Below are 22,361 nucleotides of genomic sequence, written 5' to 3' on the forward strand. Positions count from 1 at the left end.
GAGAGATCATGAAACTGGATGCAGACATCAAATCACAACTGGCGCAATATCTCCAGCTCTTGGAAGGCAATGTTCTGCTGAAAGTCAGTGCAGGATCCGATTCGGTATCTAACGACATGCTGGATTTAGTAAATGAATTATCCGGCATGTCTGATAAAATTACGGTAGAGCATACTACATTGCCCAGAACTCCAAGCTTTAGCGTAAACCGTGCAGGTGAAGACACTGGCGTTACATTTGCTGGGGTACCATTAGGCCATGAGTTCACTTCGTTGGTACTCGCCTTGCTTCAAGTTAGCGGTAGACCGCCTAAGGTGGAGCAGAGCGTCATTGACCGGGTTAAGGCGATTCAAGGGGAATATCACTTTGAAACTTATGTCAGCTTGTCCTGCCACAACTGTCCTGACGTGGTGCAGGCGCTGAACATGATGAGCGTGCTTAATCCTAACATCACTCACACCATGATTGACGGCGCAGCCTTCAAGGAAGAAGTGGAGAGCAAGGACATTATGGCCGTGCCAAGTGTCTATCTCAACGCTGAATTCTTCGAGAGCGGCCGTATGACGGTGGAAGATATTTTAAATAAAATGGGCAGCTCGGAGGATACTTCCGAGTTTGAGAATAAAGAGCCATATGACGTATTGGTTGTCGGTGGTGGTCCAGCTGGCGCGAGCGGAGCGATCTACGCGGCACGCAAAGGCATTCGCACAGGTATTATTGCTGAACGCTTCGGCGGACAAGTAAATGATACACTGGGTATTGAGAACCTGATCGGTACGAAATACACAGAAGGCCCCAAGCTTGCTGCCAGCCTCGAGGAGCATGCGAAGGAATACAACATTGACATCATGAAATCTCAGATGGCGAAGCGTCTTGAGAAGAAGGATTTCGTTGAGGTTGAATTGGAGAACGGTGCGATTCTGAAGAGTAAGACCGTCATTGTGTCCACAGGTGCTCGTTGGCGTAACCTGGGTGTACCTGGCGAAGCGGAGTTCAAGAACAAAGGCGTGGCTTATTGCCCGCACTGTGATGGTCCTCTGTTCGCTGGCAAGCATGTCGCCGTTGTTGGCGGCGGCAACTCTGGTATTGAGGCAGCTATTGATCTGGCAGGCGTTGCCGGCCATGTTACTGTTCTTGAATTCATGCCAGAGCTCAAGGCGGATTCTGTTCTTCAGGAACGCCTAAACAGCTTGCCGAACACCACGGTGATCAAGAATGCTCAAGTGAAGGAAATTACCGGCACCAATAAGGTGGACGGTGTAACTTACATCGAGCGTGAGAGCGGTGAAGAGAAGCATATCGATCTGCAAGGGGTATTTGTCCAAATCGGGCTTGTCCCAAATACAGATTGGTTAGCCGACACTGTAGAACGTACTCGTATGGGAGAGATTGTCGTCGACAACCGCGGCGCAACGTCCGTTCCTGGCGTATTTGCCGCAGGTGACTGCACGAATTCGCCATTTAAGCAGATCATTATTTCGATGGGCTCAGGTGCTACTGCAGCGCTTGGCGCATTCGATTATATGATCCGGAATCAATAATCTTTATCAGATCATGGAGCAAGAGCCTAAATTCACGACAGCACCGTGAATGTACCTGCTTGGGAGCCGCTTATACAGGCGTTCCTGGAAGGAGGGCCCCCGCGTCCATTGAAGAACCCCAGCCCGGGTGAGGGCTGGGGTTTTTTTCGTGCTTTTTGTTGTGTTTGCGCTCATTGGAATTCTAACGGAACTGAGGGGCGTTATTTTGCGCTAAACGTGGTGTTTTGCAATCTAACGGAAATGAGTGCACTTATTTGCCTGAAAAAGGGCAGTTACCCAAGAAAACGGACGAATAAGGCCCCCTATTTCCGTTAGATTGCAAAAATGCCTGATTTGGTAGAAATAACGGCGCTCAGTTCCGTTAGAAAACGGCTGGTACAGGGGGAGCAATCGCCAATTGAATAAAGCCTACAGCCGCTTCGCTTGATTAATCTCCAGCCTTCGCTGTCGACTGGCGGAAGATCGGCTCAAACGGCACATGAATCCGAATCGGCAGCGGATACGGATCGCGAATGCACTGCAGCATCGTCTTTGCTGCTATGACGCCGATCTCGAAGGTCGGGATGCGAATCGTAGACAGCGGCGGCACCGTATAGCGAGAGGGCTCATTATCATCAAACCCCATGACGGCAAAATCATCCGGGATGCTGTAGCCCTTCTCGGAGATAGCCCGCATGCTGGCCATCGCCATAATGTCGCTTGCTGCAAAGACAGCGGTTGGCAAATTCCCCGCATGTTTCTCCAAATATTGCAGCATGAGGCGATAGGCATTATCCGGCTCCCAGGAGGCGTCCAGAACGCGGTCCTCCCGCACCGATAATCCCGCCTGCTCCAGGGCGAGCTTATACCCCCGATAGCGTTTCTCCTTCTCGAAGCGGCCCGACAACCCCGTTCCGCCAATAAACATAATATCCCGATATCCCTGATCAATCATATGCGTGACGGCAACTCGTGCTGCTTCTACCCGATCATATGCAATGCACGGGATCTCCGGATCGGAGACATCAATACCAACGACCGCCTTCACATGCTTCTTGAAATGCTGATAAATTTTGTTATCGATTCCCTCGATAACGATCAGGCCGTCCAGAGGACTGTCATGCAGCGCGCTGCGCAGCACTTCAGGCCTTTGCAGCTCCTCTTGTGTATAGGTATAAGCAATCTTGTAGCCATGCTTGGACAATTCCTTCTCGATCCCGTCAAAGATCACGGAGAAGTATGGATGGTAGTGGCGTTTTTGCATGGTCGACACCACACAGCCAATCTGCCTTACAGCCTGGGAGGTGTTCGATGACGGGGACTTCACCTGGTAGCCGAGCTCATTTGCAACATCCCAAATTCTTTGCTTGGTATCTGTATTCACGAGCCGGTTGGAATCGTTGGCCAGCACGCGGGAGACCGTGGAGACGGACACTCCTACCTTGACCGCTATATCTTTTAAAGTCGCCATATCATCAACCGTCCCTTTCTGGTTGCATTTGGTGCATGTTGCACTTAAAGTTGCAACTGCTTTTTCCATATGCCTGCAACTTCTCACTTCTATATGTTAAGCAAAAAAAACAACAAGGTCAACTGAAATATTGCGGAAAACCATGTGAAATTTTGCGCGCAAAATTATTATTTATTTGCCGCAAATTAATGAGAAATATGCATTGACATTTGTCTAGAAAAAAGTTACATTCTACACTATGAAAGCGGTTAAACATAAAAAAGAGGAAGGGGTTTGCAATGAAAAACGTTAGAAATACGGCTGTTTTTTGTTTGCTTGCCGCTATTTTTGCAGCTTTTGCCCTGAGCGGTTGCTCGAATGCAAAAGTGGGCAAAGATTCCGGCGGGGCAGGAGGCAAAGATGAACAAGTGAAGCTTGTATTCTGGAGCCACCAGGCAGATGCCTTTATCAAAAGCTATCGTTCCATGATCGATCAGTATGAGCAGGATCATCCCAATGTGAAGATTGACTTTCAGAACTATCCTTATGATGCATACAACCAGAAGCTGAAGGCGTCGTTTTCCGCAAGCCATCCGCCTGATCTGGCCGAGGTGTTTGGAACCTGGGTTCCGGAATACTCGAACAATGGACTGCTGGCCGAGGTGCCGGAGGGCGAAAGCAGGAAGGAGGAGTATTTTGAAGCGCCGCTGGGCGGATATATGCATGATGGCAAGCTGTATGGCTTGCCGATGGAATATAACATCGAGAACGGCGGGATGCTGATTCATCCGCAAATGTTCAAGGACAAAGGGATTGCTTATCCGCTGGCCACATGGCCTGAGCTTGTGGAGGCGGCCAAGAAGCTGACGGTAGCGAATGGGGACAGCCTCAAGGTTAAAGGCTTTGATTTTGTGTCCGGCGACAATATTACCTTTACCTTCTTGTCCTTTATTTTGCAGCAGAAGGGCGATTATTGGGGCGAGAATGGCCATGTCAATTTCCAGACGCCGGAAGCCGTTAAGGCAATGACAGAGTTGAAAAATCTGATTGTAGAGGATAAAGTAGCTGATTTAACAACCTTTGGCGGACAGCTCGACACCTCGGATTACTTCTTCAAGGGCGGATCGGCGATGGCCTATCGCGGTCCCTGGACGATCGCTACGGGTCTGGACAGCTATAAGGTAGACGATTTCGAGTATATCCCCGTGCCCTCCTATACCTCGGAGCCGCCGCTGTTTGCAGCGGAATCGGGATGGGGGCTCGTCGTCTCCAAGAAAAGCAAGCATGCCAGGGAAGCATGGGATTTCATCAACTATGTGACGAGCAAGGAGCAGCTTCGCAAATGGAATCTGGACACATTTACGGTGCCGGCCAAGAAGGAGGTTGCCAGCGATCCGGAGTTCGTAAAGGAAAACCCGTACATGAAGACGTCTATCGATATTCTGGAATATGGCCGCTGGATTGGGCCTATCTGGGATCGCGACTATCTGTTCAAGCAGATTAATGATCATTTCCAGCTTATCGTTGCCGGCAAAATCACGGTGGAGGATGGCTTGCGCAAGATCGAAGAGGCGGTCAATACGAGTCAAGACCAACATAAGTAAACCGGGAGTGTTCACATATGGAAATCAGCAGTTTGAAGCGGGAGCGCGGGTCGGGTCGGAGGCTCCGCTCCCAGACCGTCCATCGCAAGCAGCGTCTGTTCGTAACCGCGTCCCTGACGCCTATCTTTATTCTGTTTACCGTATTTGCATTTGTTCCGATTGTCTGGAGCCTCATTTTGTCCTTCTACCAATACAGTCCGCTGCGTGAGGAATCGCCTTTTATTGGGCTGGAGAATTACATCCGATTGTTCAGTGATGAGCTGTTCCTGAAATCGCTGGGAGTCACGTTTAAATTTGTCGCAGCAGCGGTCATTTCCAACATTATCATTACGCTGCTGATTGCGATCGCGATCAACAGTGTGCGCTTCCGCGGTCTGCGCAGCCTGTTCCGAACAGTCTTCTTCCTTCCGGCGATTGCGCCGCTGGCAGGTACAGCGGTGGTCTGGAGCACCATGTTTAATTATGATAACGGGCTCTTCAACATGATTCTGGCCCAGTTCCATCTGGCGCCGATCAACTGGCTGGGCGACCCGGCATATGCCCTCTTTTCCGTTATTATGCTGACGTTATGGGCTGATATCGGCTATAACGTGGTTTTGTTCATGGCCGGCCTGGATTCGGTGCCGGATATGTATTATGAAGCCGCCCGGCTTGAAGGTGCGACCCGGCTGCAGACATTTTGGCATATTACGCTGCCGCTTTTGAGCAGGACAACGCTGTTTGTTTCGGTGACGACGATTGTGTCTTATTTTCAGGCTTTTCCGCAATTCCAGATTATGACCAAGGGCGAGCCGTTCAACGAGACGAGGGTACTGGCGCTCCACATCTATGATCAGGCCTTCTCCAACTCCAATATGGGTTATGCGTCTGCAATGGCGGCTGTCCTGCTGCTCATTATTCTGCTGGTCACGTTAATCCAGTTAAGAGCAGGGCGCTCCCAATGGGAACATTGAACGGAAGGAGGGGATCAGAATGACCAGACGTTTCACATGGCTTGAAGGAGTAATTATTGCTGTCCTGCTGGTCTGTGCAGCGATCATGCTGCTGCCGTATTTGTGGATGGTGCTGTCTTCCTTCAAGAGCAATTTGGAGATCATTTCGTCGGCAACTTCTTTTGTACCGCAAAACCCGACATTGGAAGGCTACCGAGCGGTGTTTGAAGAGGCGCCATTTCTCACCTGGCTGCTTAACAGTGCTATAACGGCCATTATTATTACGGCTGCCACCTTGTTTACAAGTGCGTTGGCCGGCTACATTTTTGCTAAATTTACATTCCCGGGCAAGAAGCTGATGTTTTTGCTTGTACTGGCGACGATGATGATTCCGTTTCAAGTGATTATGATTCCAACGTATTTGATTATTTCCAAGCTGGGTCTGATCAACAATTTGACGGCCATCATTGTACCCAGCTTAATCAGCTCTTACGGGGTATTTCTGGCGAAGCAGTTTATTGAAGATATTCCGCGGGATTTGCTTGAGGCGGCACGCATCGACGGCGCGGGAGAGCTTCGTATTATGTGGGGTATTGTCATGCCGCTGATTTTGCCGATGCTGTCGGCCCTTGGCATCTTCACCTTTATGGCCGCGTGGAACAACTATTTATGGCCGCTGATTGCCATCAATGATATGGATCGAATGACGGTACCGATGGCGCTTGTCTTCTTCAATGGTGCGCATCAGGTGAATTACAACGTAGTCATGTCTGCCGCTGTGCTTATTACATTGCCTGTTATTATCGTGTTCCTTATTTTCCAGAAGCAATTTATTAAAGGGCTGACCATGACAGGCATGAAGTAGAGCCGGCAGAGATACCTAATAACCAGGAATGGAGAAAATACTTATGACCAAAATTTCGATTATCGGCGCTGGAAGCGCATTTACCCGGGAAATTATTGTAGATATTTTTAAGATTGAAGACTTTGAGGAGGGAACTATCGCTCTGGTCGACATCGATCCGGAACGGCTGGCGATTGCCCGTGACTTGGTGAACAAGATTATAGAAATGACCGGAAAGAAGTGGCAGGTGCTAGCATCTACTGATCGTCGCGAGGTGATAGCTGGCTCGAATTTTGTAATCAACCAGATTGAGGTTGTTGGGCTGGAGACGGTTCGCTACGAGTACGAAATTCCGCTTAAATACGGGGTGAATCAGTGTATTGGCGACACGCTGGGTCCGGGCGGATTATTCAAAACGCTGCGTACATTACCGAGCTGGATCGAAATTGTCCGCGATGTGGAGGAACTCTGTCCGGACTGCATCATTCTGAACTATACCAATCCGATGTCCGCGGTTACGCTGCTTACTTCCCGGATTACGGAGCTGCCGGTGGTGGGGCTCTGCCATTCCATCCAGAACACCTCCAGACAGCTGGCAAAATACGCAGGCGTACCCTATGAAGAAATGCAGTGGCGTGCAGGCGGTATCAACCATATGTCATGGTTTGTGGAGCTGACTCATCAAGGTCGGGATCTGTATCCTGTCTTATTAGAGAAAATTGCAGATCCGAGTCTTCTGGCCAAAGATCCGGTACGATTTGATGCGATGAAGTATTTGGGCGCCTTTGTCTCGGAATCCAGCGGACACTTCTCGGAATACATCCCGTATTATCGCAAGCGGCAAGACTTGATTGACCGCCATTGCAGTACAGGTTATAACGGTGCTACGGGTTATTATGCGGACAACTGGCCGATCTGGCGCCGTACGAATGACGAGGAGATCAAGCAGCAGCTTTCGGGAGAACGGCCGATTGAGCTGAAGTCCAGCCATGAATATGCGCCGATCATTATTGAAGCGATGGTAAAAAATGAAGTGAAAACGATCTACGGAAGTGTTCCGAATGGCGGATTGATCTCGAACCTGCCGCTGGATGGCGTAGTGGAAGTCGCCTGTATGGTGGACCACAACGGGGTGAATCCATGCCAATTCGGAGCGCTGCCTGAGCATCTTGCCGCGTTATGCCGCAGCAATATGGCTTTCTTTGAGCTTGCCGTATCGGCGGTACTGAGTAAGGATAAAGAGATGGCGATGCACGCGCTGATGGTTGATCCGCTAACCTCAGCGGTATGCTCGTTGGAAGAAATCAAGGACATGTTCGAAGAGCTGTATGAAGCGGAGCGTCGCTTTATGCCGGAAATGAGGTAAGGGGCGCAGACCGCACGATAGAGGACGGATAGAAGCAAACAGCTCAGAGAGCAATACATTCAAGGAGTGGAATGAAGCGATGAAAGTAGCTGTATTGGGTGAATTGAATGTGGATATGATCTTGACGGGTTCGGATATCATGCCGGAGATGAATCGGGAGAAGCTGCTTGACGGCATGGAGCTGGTGCTGGGCTCCTCCTCGGCGATTACGGCCTGTGCTCTGGCCTCGCTTGGGGCAGAGGTGGAATTCGTCAGTCTGGTCGGCGACGATGATTACGGCCGGTTTTGTCTCGCAGAGCTGCGGAGAATGGGGGTGTCGACCCGATTTGTAACTGTTGATGCCAGGCTGCAGACAGGGATTACCTTGTCGTTCTCGGCAGGAGGCGACCGCAGCCTGCTCACCTATCCGGGGACCATTTCGCTTCTTGCCCCGGAGCATATCCCTGAAGCGCTGCTGGAGGAAGCGGATCATGTTCATTTTGGCTCTTACTTCTTGCAGGCGCGGATGAGGGAGGAATGGGCCTCCTTGTTTGCCAAGGTTCAACGCTCGGGGAAGACGACTTCCTTTGATACAGGTTGGGACGTATCGGACGAATGGCGGCATGAAGGGATTGACCGTCTCCTTCCTGTAACGGATCTGTTTATTCCGAGCGAGGAGGAGCTGATGCATCTGTACCGGGCTGAGGCGCTGGACGACGTCTGGGCAGCGCTGCCGTCTGAGGCGTTAACCGGGACGGTGGCTGTGAAATGCGGCTCGCGGGGTGCAGCCCTGTTCAAGCGGCATCAGCCTTTGATCAAGGTGCCGGCCTATACTGTAGATGTCAAGGATACGACAGGGGCCGGGGACTGCTTCAATGCAGGGCTGATCTACGGTTATGGAACAGGGCTTCGGGTGGAGGAACTGCTGCGCTTCGCCTGTGCCTGCGGCGCATTGTCGGTTCAGGCGATTGGAGGAACGGGCAGTCTGCCTACTGTTGCGGATGCTGAGCGTTTAATGCAGAGATGAAGCAAGCGGAGTTTGTATTTTAAAACGAAGGAGAGGATACGAATGTTAACAACAGCAGCTCGCAAGACGGCTTGGAGAAAGCTCAGAATGTGTGGGACAGTATTGATGCTTACGGCAAGTATGGTGCTGGGAGGTATTGGCTTGGGGGGAGCAACAACCTATGCTGCGGGTGCGAACTACTATGTATCGCCGACCGGCAGTGACAGCAACTCAGGCACAAGCACCAGTAAGGCTTGGAAAACCTTGCAGCATGCGGCTGACAGTGCGGGCGCGGGCGATACCGTATATGTCATGGACGGCGTGTATCAGCAGAAGCTGAAGATTACGCATTCCGGGTCGGCAGCGGAGGGGCCGATTACGTTCAAGAGTTATGCCCCGCAAACCGCTATTCTGGACGGAACAGGACTATCTGTAGCGGATTCAGAAGGCTTGATTGAAATAACCGATGCCAGTCATATCGTTCTTGAAGATTTTGAAATTCGCAATTATAAAACCACTACCAAGGATAAAGTCCCGTCAGGGATTCTGATTACCGGGGCCGGCAGCAACATTACGATTCGCAACAACTATATCCATGCGATCGAAAATAACGCGACCCTGCGCAGTGATCTGTCCGGACGCGATGCGCACGGGATTGCGGTATATGGCACGAAGGCGCCCCAGTCGCTTAGCAACATTTCGATTGTTGGCAATACATTAAGCAACCTCATCCTCGGCTCCAGCGAGTCGATGGTCGTCAACGGCAATGTGGATGGCTTCTTGATCGAAGGAAACGTCGTCCACGACAATGACAATATCGGAATTGATGTGATCGGCTTCGAGGGTACGTCGCCTAACTCTGCTTACGACCAGGCGCGCAATGGCATCATCAGAGAGAATCGGGTGTACAATATTACTTCGATTAACAATCCGTCTTACGGCAAGCCGATGCCCAACGATTCCTATGGGGCGGACGGCATCTATGTCGACGGCGGCAAGGACACGATTATCGAACGCAATATGAGCTATAACAATGATATTGGCATTGAGATTGCCAGCGAGCATAGCGGGAAGTCCACCAGCAATATCGTCGTGAGGAACAATATCGTGGCGAACAATAATTATACGGGCATCGCTATGGGGGGTTATGATAAGAAGCGCGGCTCTACCGTGAATTGTACAATCACCGGCAACACTTTATACAAGAACGATACGAAGGATCTGGATGGCGGTCAAATGCTGCTGCAATATGATACGAAGAATAATGTTATCAAGAATAATATTTTTGTAGCAAGCAGCTCCAAGCTGATGATCTCGAATCCATTTATTCAAAATACCGGAAACCAGGTGGATTATAACCTGTATTATGTAACGGGCGGGGCCAACACGGCCCAATGGCAGTGGAAAAATGTCAGCTACACAGGCTTTGCCGCTTATAAATCGGGCACATCCCTGGATAGCCACTCCGTATTTGCCGATCCACTGCTCGTTGACCCGAACACTGGAAACTATACGCTCAGCTCCTCTTCCCCGGCGATAAATGGCGGAGAAAATTTGGGCCCGATCGTGGGAGACAAGGACTTCAAAGGAAGCGATCGCGTGAAAGGCGGAAACATAGATATTGGAGCAGACGAATATTAAGCAGCATTAGGTTAGTCCACATAAGAACCTCCGCCATTGGGCGGAGGTTTCTTTGTTGCGAATATAACGGTCATCTAATCAGAGGTCTGCAAGGCTGTGGCTTAATATCAATTAATTCCATATTTCTGTTTGTAATGGCTTAGCGTAAGAAGCGGCCAGATGTAACGATAACTATGATAATGGGAATAAAAGTGACCGGGAAGGCCGGCGCCCGTCGGGTAAGTGCTCTTCCAGTCCTCTTCGTGCATTAAGGTGATCAGCCTCTGTATTCCTCGATCGATCGCTGCGGTTGGCTGCGCCTGAACAGCGATTAGCGCGTCCAATGCCCACGCAGTTTGAGAAGGTGTGCTTTCCCCTAAAGGCACATAACGCTGCAGCCGATCGCTGCGGCAGGATTCTCCCCATCCGCCATCCGCGTTCTGAATATCCAGGAGCCAACTTACTCCTTGTTGTACAGTCTTATGGCTACCGGGGAGGCCCACAGCCGTTAACCCGGTTAACGATGCCCAGGTTCCGTAGATATAACAGACGCCCCATCTTCCGTACCAGGAACCGTCCTGCTCCTGGTGTCCGATTAGCCAATCGGCTCCCCGCTTGATAAAGGGGTACCGAAGGTCCAGTCCGGAGAAGTTCCCAAGATACTCCAGGGTGCGACCGGTCAGGTCCGCTTCTGAAGGGTCAATGGCTGCCGACTTGGCCCCGTCGATAGCCAGCCAGGTGAGCATTTCGTTGTTGGTATCCTTCTCAAACGCGGGCCAGCCACCGTCTTTATTTTGCATTGACAGTACCCAGTTCAGGCCGCGATTCCACGCTTCCAGATAGGCAGGACTACCGGTATTGGAGAAGTCTAGAATCGCCCTTAGCGCCGCGGTTGAATCATCCACGTCGGGATTGATCGTGTTGCTCTCCGAGAAACCCCAGCCCCCGGGCTGCGTTCCCGGATTGTGGACGCTCCAATCGGCGGTCTTATGCTGTTGTCTGGGCAATAGATAAGCGGCGGCACGCCGGATCGCCGGATGATCAGCGGGAATACCCGCTTCCTGTAGAGCGTAGGCGAGCAGCGCCGTATCCCATACTGTCGAAGGAGAGTTCTGTATCGTCGTTGTCTCGTCATAACGAAACTGCATCTCGGTAAGTCCCTGAATGGCAGCTTTGATCCTGGGATGCTGCTGTTCATACCCCAGGGCCAGCAGGGCGAAGATCATGAGAATGGTACAGCTCGCGTAGCTGTAGAGCGTGCCATCGGCTTCAATTCGCTTCAGTATGAAATTCTCTGCCTTGGTTATCGCGATCTCATGGATATGGCGGGGAGTGCCGATCAGCCAGCCGAGACCTGTCTTGATGTTATTCTGCAACTCCTGATATCCGCGGGGGAGCGGTTCTTGCTCATCGCATGGTCGCACATAAAGATCTGACAAATCCGGCGTATGAGCGTTAGTGATCAAGAACTGCTTTTCGCCCATAATAAGCATCGGGATCAGGTGAATCCTGGAGTATCCCGAGAAATCATATATATTGACCGGAAAATATTGGGGGAATAGCATAATCTCAAGCGGAATCGAGGAGATGGACGTTGGCCATTTGCGTTGTCCGGTAATGGAGAGGATGGCCTTCGTCAGAATATTGGTGATTTTGCCAAGACCGCCTTGGGATAAAATATATCGTCTGGCCCGCTGGATCGGCTCATCAGTTGCCTGACTGTACCCGGAATAGAGCAGGGCATAATAGGCTTCAACCGAAGCGGACAGGTTCCCTTCCTCTTCATCGGCGAACAGCCTCCAGCAGCCATCGGGCTGCTGGGCAGCAACAATCCGGTCATGCAGCTGCCGAATCAGCGCCTCGTTCGGGATATTCAGCACTCGAAAGAGAATGACCACATAAGCATCGATAGCCGTCCCGTTCTCAAAGCAATAACGCCAGGACCCATCTTCCCGCTGCTGCTCGATCAGCGCTATCGTCAGCCGCTCTAGTTCCCCCTTCACGTTACTTTGCACATCGCGCATTTGCTGGTTACCTCCGGGCCTCTTTTTAACCCATTATATGAAGAGGGTGAAGGGGAAATGAGCGAGGGAATGCCGATTCATCGCAGCTATGAGAATCAATCAGGATTTTGCAATGGAAAAAGGAAACATAATTACCAGCTAGAATGGGGAAGATTCTAAGAATGGACACTTAATTTAGAAAAAGAAGGGAATGATGAGCATGTCCGGAACACAAGGAACTTATCAGGCAGGGGATGTTGTTTATGTATTTTACCGCAACCCGCATACGCAAGATGTAGCCAATATTCAGCAAGCCGCAGTGATCAACAGTCCGGAGCAGCCCGGTGAGCTGGCTGTATTTCTGTATGAGACGTATTATCCGTTATCCAGCGATATGGCGATCTATTCGACAGCCGCCGAGGCGGAGCAGGCCTATGCCTATTATTTCGGTTCTAGTCAAGAGGAGAGCTTTGAATGAACCCTTTTATGCCCAAGCTGGTTTATTTTGAACCGGATGCTCTGGATTACCCGCTCGGACAAAAGCTGCTGCAGAAGTTCGAACAGATGGATGTTGAAATTCGCCAGACTACCTCTCATAACCAGGTGCGCAATCTCCCCGGGGATAATGACTTCCAGAAATATCGGGTAGCCAAGTCGACCCTGGTCGTGGGGATCCGCAAGACCTTAAAGTTCGATACGTCCAAGCCGTCGGCAGAATATGCGATCCCTTTTGCTACCGGATGTATGGGGCACTGCCATTATTGCTATTTGCAGACGACGATGGGCAGCAAGCCGTATATTCGGACTTACGTTAATGTAGAGGAGATCTTGGAAGCGGCGGACAAGTATATGGCGGAACGGGCTCCGGACATCACCCGCTTTGAAGCATCCTGCACTTCCGATATTGTAGGGATTGACCACCTGACGCATACCTTAAAACACGCCATAGAACATTTCGGCAAATCTGAACTCGGGAGACTGCGGTTTGTTACGAAATTCCATCATGTCGATCATTTGCTGGATGCCAATCACCAGGGCAGGACCCGATTCCGCTTTAGTGTGAATGCCGACTATGTTATTAAGAACTTTGAACCTGGAACTTCGCCATTGCATTTAAGAATTGAAGCGGCAGGGAAAGTGGCCAGAGCAGGATATCCGCTCGGATTTATCGTTGCCCCGATCTACCTCCATGAGGGCTGGCAGGAGGGCTATTATCACATGTTCGAACGCCTTGATGCCGAGCTGCCCGCCAACGTGCGGGATGATATTACGTTTGAATTTATACAGCATCGGTTCACAAAGCCTGCCAAACGGGTGATTGAGAAGAATTACCCGATGACCAAGCTGGAGCTGGATGAGGAAAAGAGAAGATACAAGTGGGGAAGATATGGAATCGGCAAATACATTTATTCCAGAGAAGAGGAAGAAGATATCAAAAGCCATCTTTCCGCCTACATGAGAAAGTTTTTTCCGCAGGCCAAGCTGGAGTACTTTACTTGAATGGGATCGGTTCAGGTCTTGAGACCGTAAATACAAGTTTTAAACCAACCTGAGTCCTCAGTACGCTGCGGCTTAAGGATCAGAAGCGGGACTAAGCAACTTCACAATAACGAATATCAGCCGTGGTGGTTGAGAAATGTGTTGGCGTGGCGCGGGATATACCATAAAGCCCTTCCGACCTCCTACCGGAGGCGAAAGGGCTGAAAGTTTGTTGTCTATCTTATCCGGAGATTACTCTTTCTACAGGATAGTTAATCTTTGGTTTCTTCTTTTTGCCTCCAATAATGAAGATGAACGATGTCAGACCGATTCTACCAATGAACATAAGCATCATCAGCAGAAATTTGGCAAAGACGCTTAGCTCTGGCGTGATGCCCGTGGACATGCCTACCGTACCAAAGGCAGAGCATACCTCCAAGATGATCGATATCAGCTGATGCTGCGGATCGGTAATGTTGATCACAATGGCGGAAGCCCCGCACATCACAATGGCCAGCAGCATAATGGCTAGTGATTTCATAACATCATCCGGGTGAACCTCCCGATTGAATATTTTGATCTCACGATTCCCTCTGACGTAGTTATACATAAACAAGATGCACACTGCAAAGGTAGTGGTTCGAATTCCTCCGCCTACAGAGTTTGGAGATCCGCCAATAAACATGTAGATACTCATGACAAGCAGGGTAGGCTCTGACAATTGAGTGATATCCATCGTCGTTAATCCGGCGCTTCGGGTCGAAGTCGATTGGAAGAACGAGTAGAAGAACCTCTCATGCCAGGACATGCCCTTAAAATAATGCTGAAACTCAAGCAAGAAAATAAGAATCGTCCCAATGACCAAAAGAATGAGATACGTCGATGTCGTTAATTTAGCAAATAGGGAGAAGCGAAAGGGCGGAGCCTGCTTGTCCCTTCTTCTCGATAAAAAAGTCTTGATCTCAATTAGTACAGGGAATCCGATGGCTCCAAATATGATTAAGATACTGGTAACGACTTGTACAAAATAATCATTGGCGAAAGGCACCAGCGATTGCCCTGTAATATCTACCCCGGCGTTTGTCGTAGCACTGACGGATGCGAATAAACCTTGCAGGAAGGCCTCATGCCAGGTCGGAAAATAATTAAGAAAATGAAGTCCAAAAATAACAGCTCCAATGAGCTCTGTAAGCAAAATAATTTTTAAAATTTCCTTAATAAATTGAACCAGTCCTGATAATTGAAACTGGTTGTTGTCAATCATGATCAGCTGCCGTTCGCGCAGTCCAATCTTGCGTCCGATGAGGATCCAGAAGAAGGTGCTCATCGCCATAATCCCAAGACCACCAAATTGCAGTACTAACATAATAATGAAATATCCAAATACGCTAAACGTATTTGCCACATTCAGTACGGCAAGCCCGGTGTCGCTGACTACGCTTACCGCAGTGAATACCGTATCAAAGAAGCTAACCTCTGTACCGCGTCGATATACGCCCGGAAGGCTGAATAATCCAACAGATATGGTTACGGCAAGTAGATAATAGCCGGTGATCACCTGAGCAGGTGAGCGTTTCTCCAGCCAACCTCGCATTTTACTAAGTAGAGCCAACAACATGTCCTCCAATTCATATATCGTAAAAAGAAGCCAACGAAAGAGCTTGCTCTCCCGACAGCTTCAAAGGAATTTTTATTTGAATCGTGTCTATCATACCCTTGGTATTTCAGCTTGTAAAGGGTAGTAAATAACAATATTTTTGACTATCCAATTTTAATGAGTATGTTCAGGAAATGAGGAAAAGACTATCTGCTTGGGGAAGTGGGCGGATGAGGTCATTATGCTATACTTGGCTTATCATTTCAGGGCGGTGAACCATGCGAGTAGATCGATTGCTCTCCATGTTACTCATTATTTCAAAAAAGGGGATGGTGACAGGCAAAGAGCTTGCGGAACATTTTGAGGTCTCATTACGAACCATATACAGGGATATAGAAAAATTAGGCGAAGCGGGTATTCCGATCGCATCTATAGGGGGTAAAGGCGGGGGTTATTACATGATGGAGAACTATAATGTGGACAATCTTTTTCTGAAAAAAGATGAGGCTTCGACGTTCATGGCGATCATGAATAACCTGAATTTCCTGTTTGGCAACAACGCACATTTTAATGATATGGTTCTAAAGATCGAGAATACATATAACCGAGAGAAAAATACCGATAAGCTGAGTATTAACATGTCCCATTTCAGTATGGAAAATGAATTAAAGGAATACCTGTTTCTGATCAATCAGGCCATTGAAGAAAATAAGCTGCTGGTATTTGATTATTGCAACAGACAAATGGAGTATTCCGAAAGAATAGTCGAGCCGATTCAAATTGCATTTACCGCCGGCCAGTGGTTTTTGGTGGGGTTTTGCAGGTATCGGGATGATTACAGAAGGTTCAAGCTGGTACGGATCAATAATCTGAAGCTGGGCGACAGCTTTGCCCAGAGAGATATCACGAGGGAAGAAATCGAGGGAATTTTTGACGAAGGCTACCGCAAGTCCAGTATTAGGGTTACTTTGAAATTTTCCAAGCGAATGGGCAAGCAGCTAACCGAGTATTTTCAAGAGGAGAACATTCAACAAACGGAAGAAGGCCAATATATTGTTGTAGATCATTTTCCGTATGAGGAAGGATTGCTCAAATATATTTTAAGTTTTGGCCAGGAATGCGAGATCCTAGAGCCCCGTTATTTAAGAGATGAATTACGAGACTATGTAAAGAAAATATTGCACCTATACAATGGCTGACATAATGATGTCAGTCGTTTTGTTTTATTGTAGAGGTATACACGGTATAAGGAGTGGAACACCCATACGTATCGTTGAGGCCCTCCATACTTGTCATGACCACGAGTTGTTCAGCAAATATTCGTTAAAAGGCACACCAAGCGTAATATTTATCGCAGGGTTAGGCGATAGCTCAGAGTCATGGGATGTGGTACAGGACCGGATATCGCAGGTTGCCTCAACCTTTTTTTCGTCGGCTGTCAACGATAAGCAAGATCAGAATCGCGGAACGAAGCGGACACTATATTCATCATGATGAACCGGAGATTGTTGTAGAGGAGATTGGTTAGTATGTTAAAAGGGGATGGAATTGTGGACAATACAAGGTTAAAACTCATGACGGAGCTGCAAAGAATCGGGAAGGAGCATTACCAGCTTCGTGAAGGTGAGCAATTGCAGGATTTTTTAACTTGGATGCTGCAATATATCGGGGACCCTCAGCCGGAATTGCGGGATGATCTGATCTGTACGACATTTTATGAATGGTTTCAAGACGAGAATATGTTGACGGCAACGGAATTGCACAGTCTTCTGGCTGTTCTGACCGATGAGCAGCATTTATTCTATCAGATTGGCAGTGTGAATGATTCGTCTGTATTTACGAGAGCATTCTCCATTCTGCCCATTGCATTGATTGCGGAACGCCATAGAAAACAGCCTTTTCTGGATCAAGCCGAATTTCAGCATCTTAAGTATTCGGTGCTCCGCTACTATAGAGAGGAGAAGGATCTGCGCGGCTACCTGCCGGAAGAAGGTTGGGCCCACAGCGCGGCACACGGTGCGGATGCTTTGGATGAGCTGGTGCAGTGTCCGGAGAGCGATGGTGCGCTACAGCATGAGGTACTTGCTGCAATCCAAGGGAAGTTACATAACGGGATGCAGATTTTTAACGAAGAAGAAGACGAGCGGATGGCCAGAATCGTGGATACGATGATTGACAAAAGCCTGCTCCCGCCGCAGGAGATCGCTGACTGGATCGGTGGGCTGACACACTGCGCTGATGTGCCGCAAAGCCGTGGTCCGAGGATCGCCCGCGTAAATAGCAAAAACTTTCTCCGCAGCCTGTATTTCAGAAGAGGGAAGATTAGCCGTGGAAATATCATTGATGCTGCTATCCTTGCAGGAGAGGCTAAATTGAACAGGTTTGCCAGGGGAGAAGATTAAACTCAGTTTATTGGCAGTTACTTTTTCGGAATGCTCGCTATAAGCCTTCTTCTGCTTTTTGGCGGAGAGGGCTGTTTTCATGAGTAGGTTGAGGGGAAGAGGTAAAGAATACAAGGCGACAGGGTGTTGGGGGAGCTTGTTGTAATGTTTTGAAGGCATAAAAGCCATAGATCCACCGGGAAGAATGGGCGGCCAGGAGGGTTCTCTCTTGCTTCGCCTGTTCTTTTTTGAGTGAATTAGATAGCGAATTAAAGTGTCAAAGCCATATTGACTTCCTAGTTGCAAGTCAGATACGATGATCTGGTTGTAAGGCTAGAAATGCTGCAGGAGGATCAGAGTAGATATGAAAAAGAGAATTGCGGATATCGCTACGATAATTGTAGGTGCCTTCTTATTTGCGTTGGCCGTCAACCTGTTTGTCATCCCGAATGAGTTCGGCGAGGGGGGCGTTACAGGGGTCACCATTATTCTGTATTATTTGTTCAAGTGGTCTCCTTCCATCGTTAACATCGTGATCAATGGCTTGCTGCTGATTGTTGGCTACAAGTTTCTGGATCGGCAGACGACGGTGTATACGATTCTCGCGGTCGCTTTTAACTCGCTGTTTCTGCATTTAACGGAAGGCTGGACGATCGCTTCGCATGAGCCAACCATTAATGCGGTTTTCGCGGGTGTGCTTGTGGGAACCGGAATTGGCCTGATCGTACGGGTTGGGGGAACGACGGCGGGAACCGTCATTTTGGCCCGGATTGCTAATAAATATCTTGACTGGAATATCAGCTATGCGCTCTTGTTTTTCGATTTGATTGTGGCCCTTTCCTCATACTTCATTATCGGTCCGGAAAAGCTGATGCTGACCATCGTCGCTTTGTATGTAGGCACCAAGGTGATGGACTTCATTATCGAAGGGCTGAACCCTAAGAAGGCGATTATGATCATTTCCGAGAAGCAGAACGACATCGCCGAGATGGTCATTACCGAGATGGACCGCGGAGTTACCGTGCTGTCGGGCCATGGGTATTATACGAAGAACCCGAAGGAAGTCCTCTATATCGTCATCAGCAAGCAAGAGGTATCCACGCTGAAGAAGATCGTCAAATCCATCGATCAAGCTGCGTTCCTTACCATCCACGAAGTACGGGATGTGTTTGGAGAAGGCTTTCTGGATATTTCGAAGTAAGTGCAGTCCATCATTGTTGGGTTTTGTTAGAATACTGTTGAATCACTTGTGCGAGTTCTTGAAATTCATAATGATGGTTTACCATGTTGACGGTAAAATCTTCGGCTGCTTTCTGGTCCATGACAAAGGAGTAGTCATTCAGCCGTAAAAAGATTACTAAAGCGGTAAACGCGGTCCGTTTGTTAGCGTTTTGAAAGGGATGATTCTGTCCCAGGGATTGAAACAGCGCGGCAGCTTTCTCAAACAAAGAAGGGTATGCCTCTTCGCCAAAAGCAGAGGATTGCGGCCGAAATACCGCAGATTCTAACATGCCTCCATCTTTAACGCCGACATCTTCCCTGGGACTATATTTCTGTACCATTGCGACATTAATGGCAATAACCTCTTGGACGGATAGGTATCGTACGGTCATGTTAACGATCCTTCAGGCCTTTCAATGTTTCATCGTACTCTTCCATCACATTGGAGAGCGTTTCAAGAAATTCAGTACTTATTCCTGCTGGCAAAGTAACCTTATTGGCCTTGCGAATAACGATCTCTCCATCGGCTTCCTTCACGTCGATAAGCACTACGTCTCCGAGTTCAAGTCCGATTTGCTTCAAGGCTTCGGTCATGGTAATCCCGAGGCTATTTCCGAACTTTGTTACTTTACGTTCCATTTCGATCACCTTGGACAATTATTTTCCCTCCTCATCATACTATTCAACTGTTATAACAATTATACATAGGTTGTAGGAAATAATAAACAGCAAGGTCAACGTTCGACTCATTCTGGATTGTAACAGTATCTCTGATATCCTGTTACTAGTGACGCTCCTATTGCCAGTTCCTAGATTTATAGAAGGGTAGTGCTCATTTGGAATGAATGATTACGATCTTTAGGGATTACAAAAAAAAGAAAATAAGAGAAATGTAACTAATTATTGAAGATAAACGTTTTCCATATAATTGAATCATTTGTTTGGACACGAAAAAAGAATCTAAAGAAAGGTGACTGCAGCGTGAATTCTGAGATGAACAAAAGATGGGGGGACAACCCGGGAAAAGCCGGTGCCAACAGATTATGGCTTGTCCTATTTTACGCCATGTTTATCGCCTATGCTTTTATGGCCATTAAAGTTATTTTGTTTAAGACCATTCCTTTGTCAGCACTGTTTCATTCAGGCATCATGTCAGCATTAAGAAGCATTCATATCATTCCTTTTAATACGATTATTGAATTTATGACAAGCGAGAATATTGACATGGGGAGGGCGTTGGCCAATATAGGGGGGAATATTGCTATCTTTGTTCCTTTGGGGATTTTCGTAGCTTATGCTGCACGGAGCAAGCCTCTGCGTTTTTCATTTCTTTGCCTGCTGCTGACCTCATTTGCGTTCGAAGTTATTCAGTATGTGTTTGCTTTGGGGAGCAGCGACATCGATGATATTCTATTGAATTGTGCTGGCGGGGCTATAGGTGTAGGTGTATATAAATGGCTCCATAAATCAACATCCTCCCAGAATCAATTCGTGATGTCTCTTGTTGGTTTCCTCTTGGTTGCAGGGCTTTCTGGGGGTGTCGTTATTAGAATGGTAGAGCCTGAGCTGTTGTCTCTTACGAATTCTAAGGTCGAATATATTTATGAAAATAATGAGATCATGGCGGGATGGAATGAAGCAGAGGCAGGCTTGTTTGGAGATTTGGAAGCTGCTGAAGCCAATCAGATCACCATGTATATGAATCCTAAATCTGTGCGAACAACAGAGAAAGAAACGGACAAGGAGTATATTCATATACAAATAGATGATGCAACTAAAATATTTACTAGATATATCTCTTCCGATAAAAATACCGTGATCAGCAAGTATGAAGAGGTAACAAGTTCTGATATAGCCCCCTTGTTAGAAACTAGGGATATTGCTCCCACGGTTAGAGTTTGGTTATCGAACGAAGATCAGCAAGTAGCTGAAGCGGTTCTCTTTAGCGTCATAGAGTAGTAGATCTATAAATAGGGAAATATATTATAGTTATTAAGTGAAATGATTCACAAATTTAAAGATTCCTCCATCCAGCCGATATAAATTTTAACTGTTTATTAAGGATGGAGGTTTTATTAGATGTATCTCTTAAGGAAAATAACAGCGGCGCTGCTTGCTTTGCTCGTGTCGATCGCCAGCTTGGCAGGTATAGCATCAGCAGCGGACGCTAAGAAGGTATCTGTTGATGTTGCAACCAATTATACGACCTTGGTCCCCGGACAAAGTGTCTTGGTGAACGTCAAAATCTCGAATATTCCCTCTGATCTGGGTGGGCTTCGTTCCGCCAAAGTTGTCCTAAGCTATGATGAAAATGTGTTTACGACCGAGGGTAACATACGCTTCGATGAGGATCTTGGGAAGTACATATGGAGAGACGATACCTTTTTCATTCCTTCCAAAACCTTCGAGACCACCGATTATCGTATCGAAAATCCGTATCTGGAGGATTCCAAACCTGCTGATGGCAGGCAGGAAGTGGTGCTGTCTATATCAGCGCTAAATAACAAAACGATCAATCAGGCGACCGATGAGGCGTTTGCCTCCTTTTTCCTAAGGGTCAAAGAAGAGGTCAAGACCCAGGATACTTCAATCCATATCGTATCTGAGGGAACCGTGCTGGAGGATGCCGCAGGAAAACCCGTTCACGGCTATGGCACAACCTCTGCGCATCTTCTTGTAGGTGCTCCTCAAAAAATTGAAATTGTTCGCGGGACTCTTCCGCCCACCTCGGATACTTTCAAACTAAGCATAAATAACGGTATGGAATTAAATGCGCTGGCGGTTTTCGATAATGGGGACACGGCCTATGTAACCGAGCTAACATCTTGGGAAACGACAGACCCACAGGTTATACAGGCTCGGGCCCAGGGGAATATTAAGGCAATTGGTTTAGGAAAAGCTTCGGTCACGGCCACTTTAGGTTCTGTCACTGGCAAACATGAGGTTACGGTCTACCCGGCGAACGCCCCCGAATTAATTGAAGAAGAAGTAATCCGTGTCATCATAACAAGGATCCCGAATGAGAGAAGCTTCGCAGCAGCTACTGCTGTTCAGATAAAGGTGAATGGCAAAACCGCGGAACCCGGACGACTGTTTGACGGCACCGTTTACGTTCCATTGCGGTCTGTCAGCAAGCTATTGGGAGTTGATGTAGGCTATGACAGCGTCCAGAAAGCGCCAACGATAAACAGCAAAACGGTAACCCATTTCTATACCTTTTCAGGGGTCTCCTATATCATGGCCCGCGATCTATCCCCATTGCTTGGGGCTGAGGTGAAATGGGATAAGAGCACAACAACCCTGACGATCAAGGCATCTGCCCCCAAAAAATAATCTTTTGAACTTCTTTTATAGATGTA

The 22,361-nt window shown here is 48.2% G+C and carries 19 protein-coding genes; 14 read left to right on the forward strand and 5 right to left on the reverse strand.

The window, feature by feature from the left end:
- The first annotated feature begins 8 nt into the window (after positions 1-8).
- Positions 9-1,541 carry an alkyl hydroperoxide reductase subunit F gene (gene ahpF / locus DMN77_RS00605; RefSeq protein ID WP_179013057.1) on the forward strand — a complete coding sequence of 511 codons (1,533 nt, stop codon included), beginning with the start codon at positions 9-11 and terminating at the stop codon, positions 1,539-1,541.
- Between the two features lie 427 nt (positions 1,542-1,968).
- Here the strand turns inward: ahpF and DMN77_RS00610 are convergent, their stop codons facing one another.
- Complete coding sequence (locus tag DMN77_RS00610) at positions 1,969-3,060, reverse strand: LacI family DNA-binding transcriptional regulator (protein ID WP_256872176.1); 1,092 nt, start codon at positions 3,058-3,060, stop codon at positions 1,969-1,971.
- Positions 3,061-3,269: 209 nt separating this feature from the next.
- On the opposite strand from DMN77_RS00610, the gene DMN77_RS00615 reads away from it, so the two are divergent.
- From DMN77_RS00615 to DMN77_RS00640, 6 genes are all read left to right on the forward strand, one after another.
- Positions 3,270-4,574 carry an ABC transporter substrate-binding protein gene (locus DMN77_RS00615; protein WP_068779259.1) on the forward strand — a complete coding sequence of 435 codons (1,305 nt, stop codon included), beginning with the start codon at positions 3,270-3,272 and terminating at the stop codon, positions 4,572-4,574.
- A gap of 17 nt (positions 4,575-4,591) precedes the next feature.
- Entirely contained in the window at positions 4,592-5,527 is a 936-nt protein-coding gene (locus DMN77_RS00620) for a carbohydrate ABC transporter permease (RefSeq protein ID WP_179013058.1), read from the forward strand.
- Between the two features lie 19 nt (positions 5,528-5,546).
- Positions 5,547-6,371 (forward strand): carbohydrate ABC transporter permease, encoded by an 825-nt coding sequence (locus DMN77_RS00625; protein WP_179013060.1) that lies wholly within the window; start codon positions 5,547-5,549, stop codon positions 6,369-6,371.
- Positions 6,372-6,414: 43 nt separating this feature from the next.
- Positions 6,415-7,716 carry an alpha-galactosidase gene (gene melA / locus DMN77_RS00630; protein ID WP_179013061.1) on the forward strand — a complete coding sequence of 434 codons (1,302 nt, stop codon included), beginning with the start codon at positions 6,415-6,417 and terminating at the stop codon, positions 7,714-7,716.
- Between the two features lie 79 nt (positions 7,717-7,795).
- Complete coding sequence (locus tag DMN77_RS00635; protein WP_179013063.1) at positions 7,796-8,722, forward strand: carbohydrate kinase family protein; 927 nt, start codon at positions 7,796-7,798, stop codon at positions 8,720-8,722.
- Positions 8,723-8,764: 42 nt separating this feature from the next.
- Positions 8,765-10,342 (forward strand): choice-of-anchor Q domain-containing protein, encoded by a 1,578-nt coding sequence (locus DMN77_RS00640; RefSeq protein WP_372775129.1) that lies wholly within the window; start codon positions 8,765-8,767, stop codon positions 10,340-10,342.
- Positions 10,343-10,449: 107 nt separating this feature from the next.
- Here the strand turns inward: DMN77_RS00640 and shc are convergent, their stop codons facing one another.
- Complete coding sequence (shc, locus tag DMN77_RS00645; RefSeq protein WP_179013064.1) at positions 10,450-12,345, reverse strand: squalene--hopene cyclase; 1,896 nt, start codon at positions 12,343-12,345, stop codon at positions 10,450-10,452.
- Between the two features lie 193 nt (positions 12,346-12,538).
- Between shc and DMN77_RS00650 the strand changes: the two genes are divergently transcribed.
- Complete coding sequence (locus DMN77_RS00650; RefSeq protein ID WP_068779264.1) at positions 12,539-12,802, forward strand: transcriptional regulator SplA domain-containing protein; 264 nt, start codon at positions 12,539-12,541, stop codon at positions 12,800-12,802.
- Entirely contained in the window at positions 12,799-13,824 is a 1,026-nt protein-coding gene (splB, locus tag DMN77_RS00655) for a spore photoproduct lyase (RefSeq protein ID WP_068779265.1), read from the forward strand. Before DMN77_RS00650 ends, splB begins: the two co-directional genes overlap by 4 nt.
- 220 nt (positions 13,825-14,044) lie before the next feature.
- On the opposite strand, the gene DMN77_RS00660 is transcribed toward splB, so the two are convergent.
- On the reverse strand, positions 14,045-15,397 hold the full coding sequence (locus tag DMN77_RS00660) for a TrkH family potassium uptake protein (RefSeq protein WP_068779266.1): 1,353 nt from the start codon (positions 15,395-15,397) through the stop codon (positions 14,045-14,047).
- 281 nt (positions 15,398-15,678) lie between these two features.
- Between DMN77_RS00660 and DMN77_RS00665 the strand changes: the two genes are divergently transcribed.
- The 3 genes from DMN77_RS00665 (at position 15,679) to DMN77_RS00675 (ending at position 18,982) form a co-directional block, all read left to right on the forward strand.
- Positions 15,679-16,599 carry a helix-turn-helix transcriptional regulator gene (locus DMN77_RS00665; RefSeq protein WP_179013066.1) on the forward strand — a complete coding sequence of 307 codons (921 nt, stop codon included), beginning with the start codon at positions 15,679-15,681 and terminating at the stop codon, positions 16,597-16,599.
- 351 nt (positions 16,600-16,950) lie between these two features.
- Complete coding sequence (locus tag DMN77_RS00670) at positions 16,951-17,802, forward strand: DUF2785 domain-containing protein (RefSeq protein ID WP_068779469.1); 852 nt, start codon at positions 16,951-16,953, stop codon at positions 17,800-17,802.
- Positions 17,803-18,145: 343 nt separating this feature from the next.
- Complete coding sequence (locus DMN77_RS00675) at positions 18,146-18,982, forward strand: YitT family protein (protein WP_068779268.1); 837 nt, start codon at positions 18,146-18,148, stop codon at positions 18,980-18,982.
- A 10-nt stretch (positions 18,983-18,992) separates the two neighbouring features.
- Here the strand turns inward: DMN77_RS00675 and DMN77_RS00680 are convergent, their stop codons facing one another.
- Together DMN77_RS00680 and DMN77_RS00685 are read right to left on the reverse strand one after the other, a co-directional pair.
- Positions 18,993-19,394: a type II toxin-antitoxin system death-on-curing family toxin gene (locus tag DMN77_RS00680; RefSeq protein WP_068779269.1), complete on the reverse strand. Its 402-nt coding sequence runs from the start codon at positions 19,392-19,394 to the stop codon at positions 18,993-18,995.
- A gap of 1 nt (position 19,395) precedes the next feature.
- Positions 19,396-19,659 carry an AbrB/MazE/SpoVT family DNA-binding domain-containing protein gene (locus DMN77_RS00685; RefSeq protein ID WP_068779270.1) on the reverse strand — a complete coding sequence of 88 codons (264 nt, stop codon included), beginning with the start codon at positions 19,657-19,659 and terminating at the stop codon, positions 19,396-19,398.
- Between the two features lie 324 nt (positions 19,660-19,983).
- On the opposite strand from DMN77_RS00685, the gene DMN77_RS00690 reads away from it, so the two are divergent.
- Both DMN77_RS00690 and DMN77_RS00695 read left to right on the forward strand, forming a co-directional pair.
- The gene (locus DMN77_RS00690) at positions 19,984-20,961 is read left to right on the forward strand and encodes a VanZ family protein (RefSeq protein ID WP_179013067.1); all 978 of its coding nucleotides are present in this window, start codon (positions 19,984-19,986) and stop codon (positions 20,959-20,961) included.
- A 120-nt stretch (positions 20,962-21,081) separates the two neighbouring features.
- A complete protein-coding gene (locus DMN77_RS00695) occupies positions 21,082-22,335 on the forward strand; it encodes a stalk domain-containing protein (protein WP_179013069.1) in 1,254 nt (417 codons plus the stop codon).
- Positions 22,336-22,361 lie beyond the last annotated feature (26 nt).

It is taken from the genome of Paenibacillus sp. 79R4, from assembly GCF_013393165.1.
Lineage (GTDB): Bacteria > Bacillota > Bacilli > Paenibacillales > Paenibacillaceae > Fontibacillus.

Excerpts from the sequence above, each read along its gene's own strand:
- ahpF (WP_179013057.1), top strand. The coding sequence starts at position 9 with ATGAAACTGGATGCAGACATCAAATCACAACTGGCGCAATATCTCCAG.
- DMN77_RS00610 (WP_256872176.1), bottom strand. The coding sequence starts at position 3,060 with ATGGAAAAAGCAGTTGCAACTTTAAGTGCAACATGCACCAAATGCAAC.
- DMN77_RS00615 (WP_068779259.1), top strand. The coding sequence starts at position 3,270 with ATGAAAAACGTTAGAAATACGGCTGTTTTTTGTTTGCTTGCCGCTATT.
- DMN77_RS00620 (WP_179013058.1), top strand. The coding sequence starts at position 4,592 with ATGGAAATCAGCAGTTTGAAGCGGGAGCGCGGGTCGGGTCGGAGGCTC.
- DMN77_RS00625 (WP_179013060.1), top strand. The coding sequence starts at position 5,547 with ATGACCAGACGTTTCACATGGCTTGAAGGAGTAATTATTGCTGTCCTG.
- melA (WP_179013061.1), top strand. The coding sequence starts at position 6,415 with ATGACCAAAATTTCGATTATCGGCGCTGGAAGCGCATTTACCCGGGAA.
- DMN77_RS00635 (WP_179013063.1), top strand. The coding sequence starts at position 7,796 with ATGAAAGTAGCTGTATTGGGTGAATTGAATGTGGATATGATCTTGACG.
- DMN77_RS00640 (WP_372775129.1), top strand. The coding sequence starts at position 8,765 with ATGTTAACAACAGCAGCTCGCAAGACGGCTTGGAGAAAGCTCAGAATG.
- shc (WP_179013064.1), bottom strand. The coding sequence starts at position 12,345 with ATGCGCGATGTGCAAAGTAACGTGAAGGGGGAACTAGAGCGGCTGACG.
- DMN77_RS00650 (WP_068779264.1), top strand. The coding sequence starts at position 12,539 with ATGAGCATGTCCGGAACACAAGGAACTTATCAGGCAGGGGATGTTGTT.
- splB (WP_068779265.1), top strand. The coding sequence starts at position 12,799 with ATGAACCCTTTTATGCCCAAGCTGGTTTATTTTGAACCGGATGCTCTG.
- DMN77_RS00660 (WP_068779266.1), bottom strand. The coding sequence starts at position 15,397 with ATGCGAGGTTGGCTGGAGAAACGCTCACCTGCTCAGGTGATCACCGGC.
- DMN77_RS00665 (WP_179013066.1), top strand. The coding sequence starts at position 15,679 with ATGCGAGTAGATCGATTGCTCTCCATGTTACTCATTATTTCAAAAAAG.
- DMN77_RS00675 (WP_068779268.1), top strand. The coding sequence starts at position 18,146 with ATGAAAAAGAGAATTGCGGATATCGCTACGATAATTGTAGGTGCCTTC.
- DMN77_RS00680 (WP_068779269.1), bottom strand. The coding sequence starts at position 19,394 with ATGACCGTACGATACCTATCCGTCCAAGAGGTTATTGCCATTAATGTC.
- DMN77_RS00695 (WP_179013069.1), top strand. The coding sequence starts at position 21,082 with ATGTATCTCTTAAGGAAAATAACAGCGGCGCTGCTTGCTTTGCTCGTG.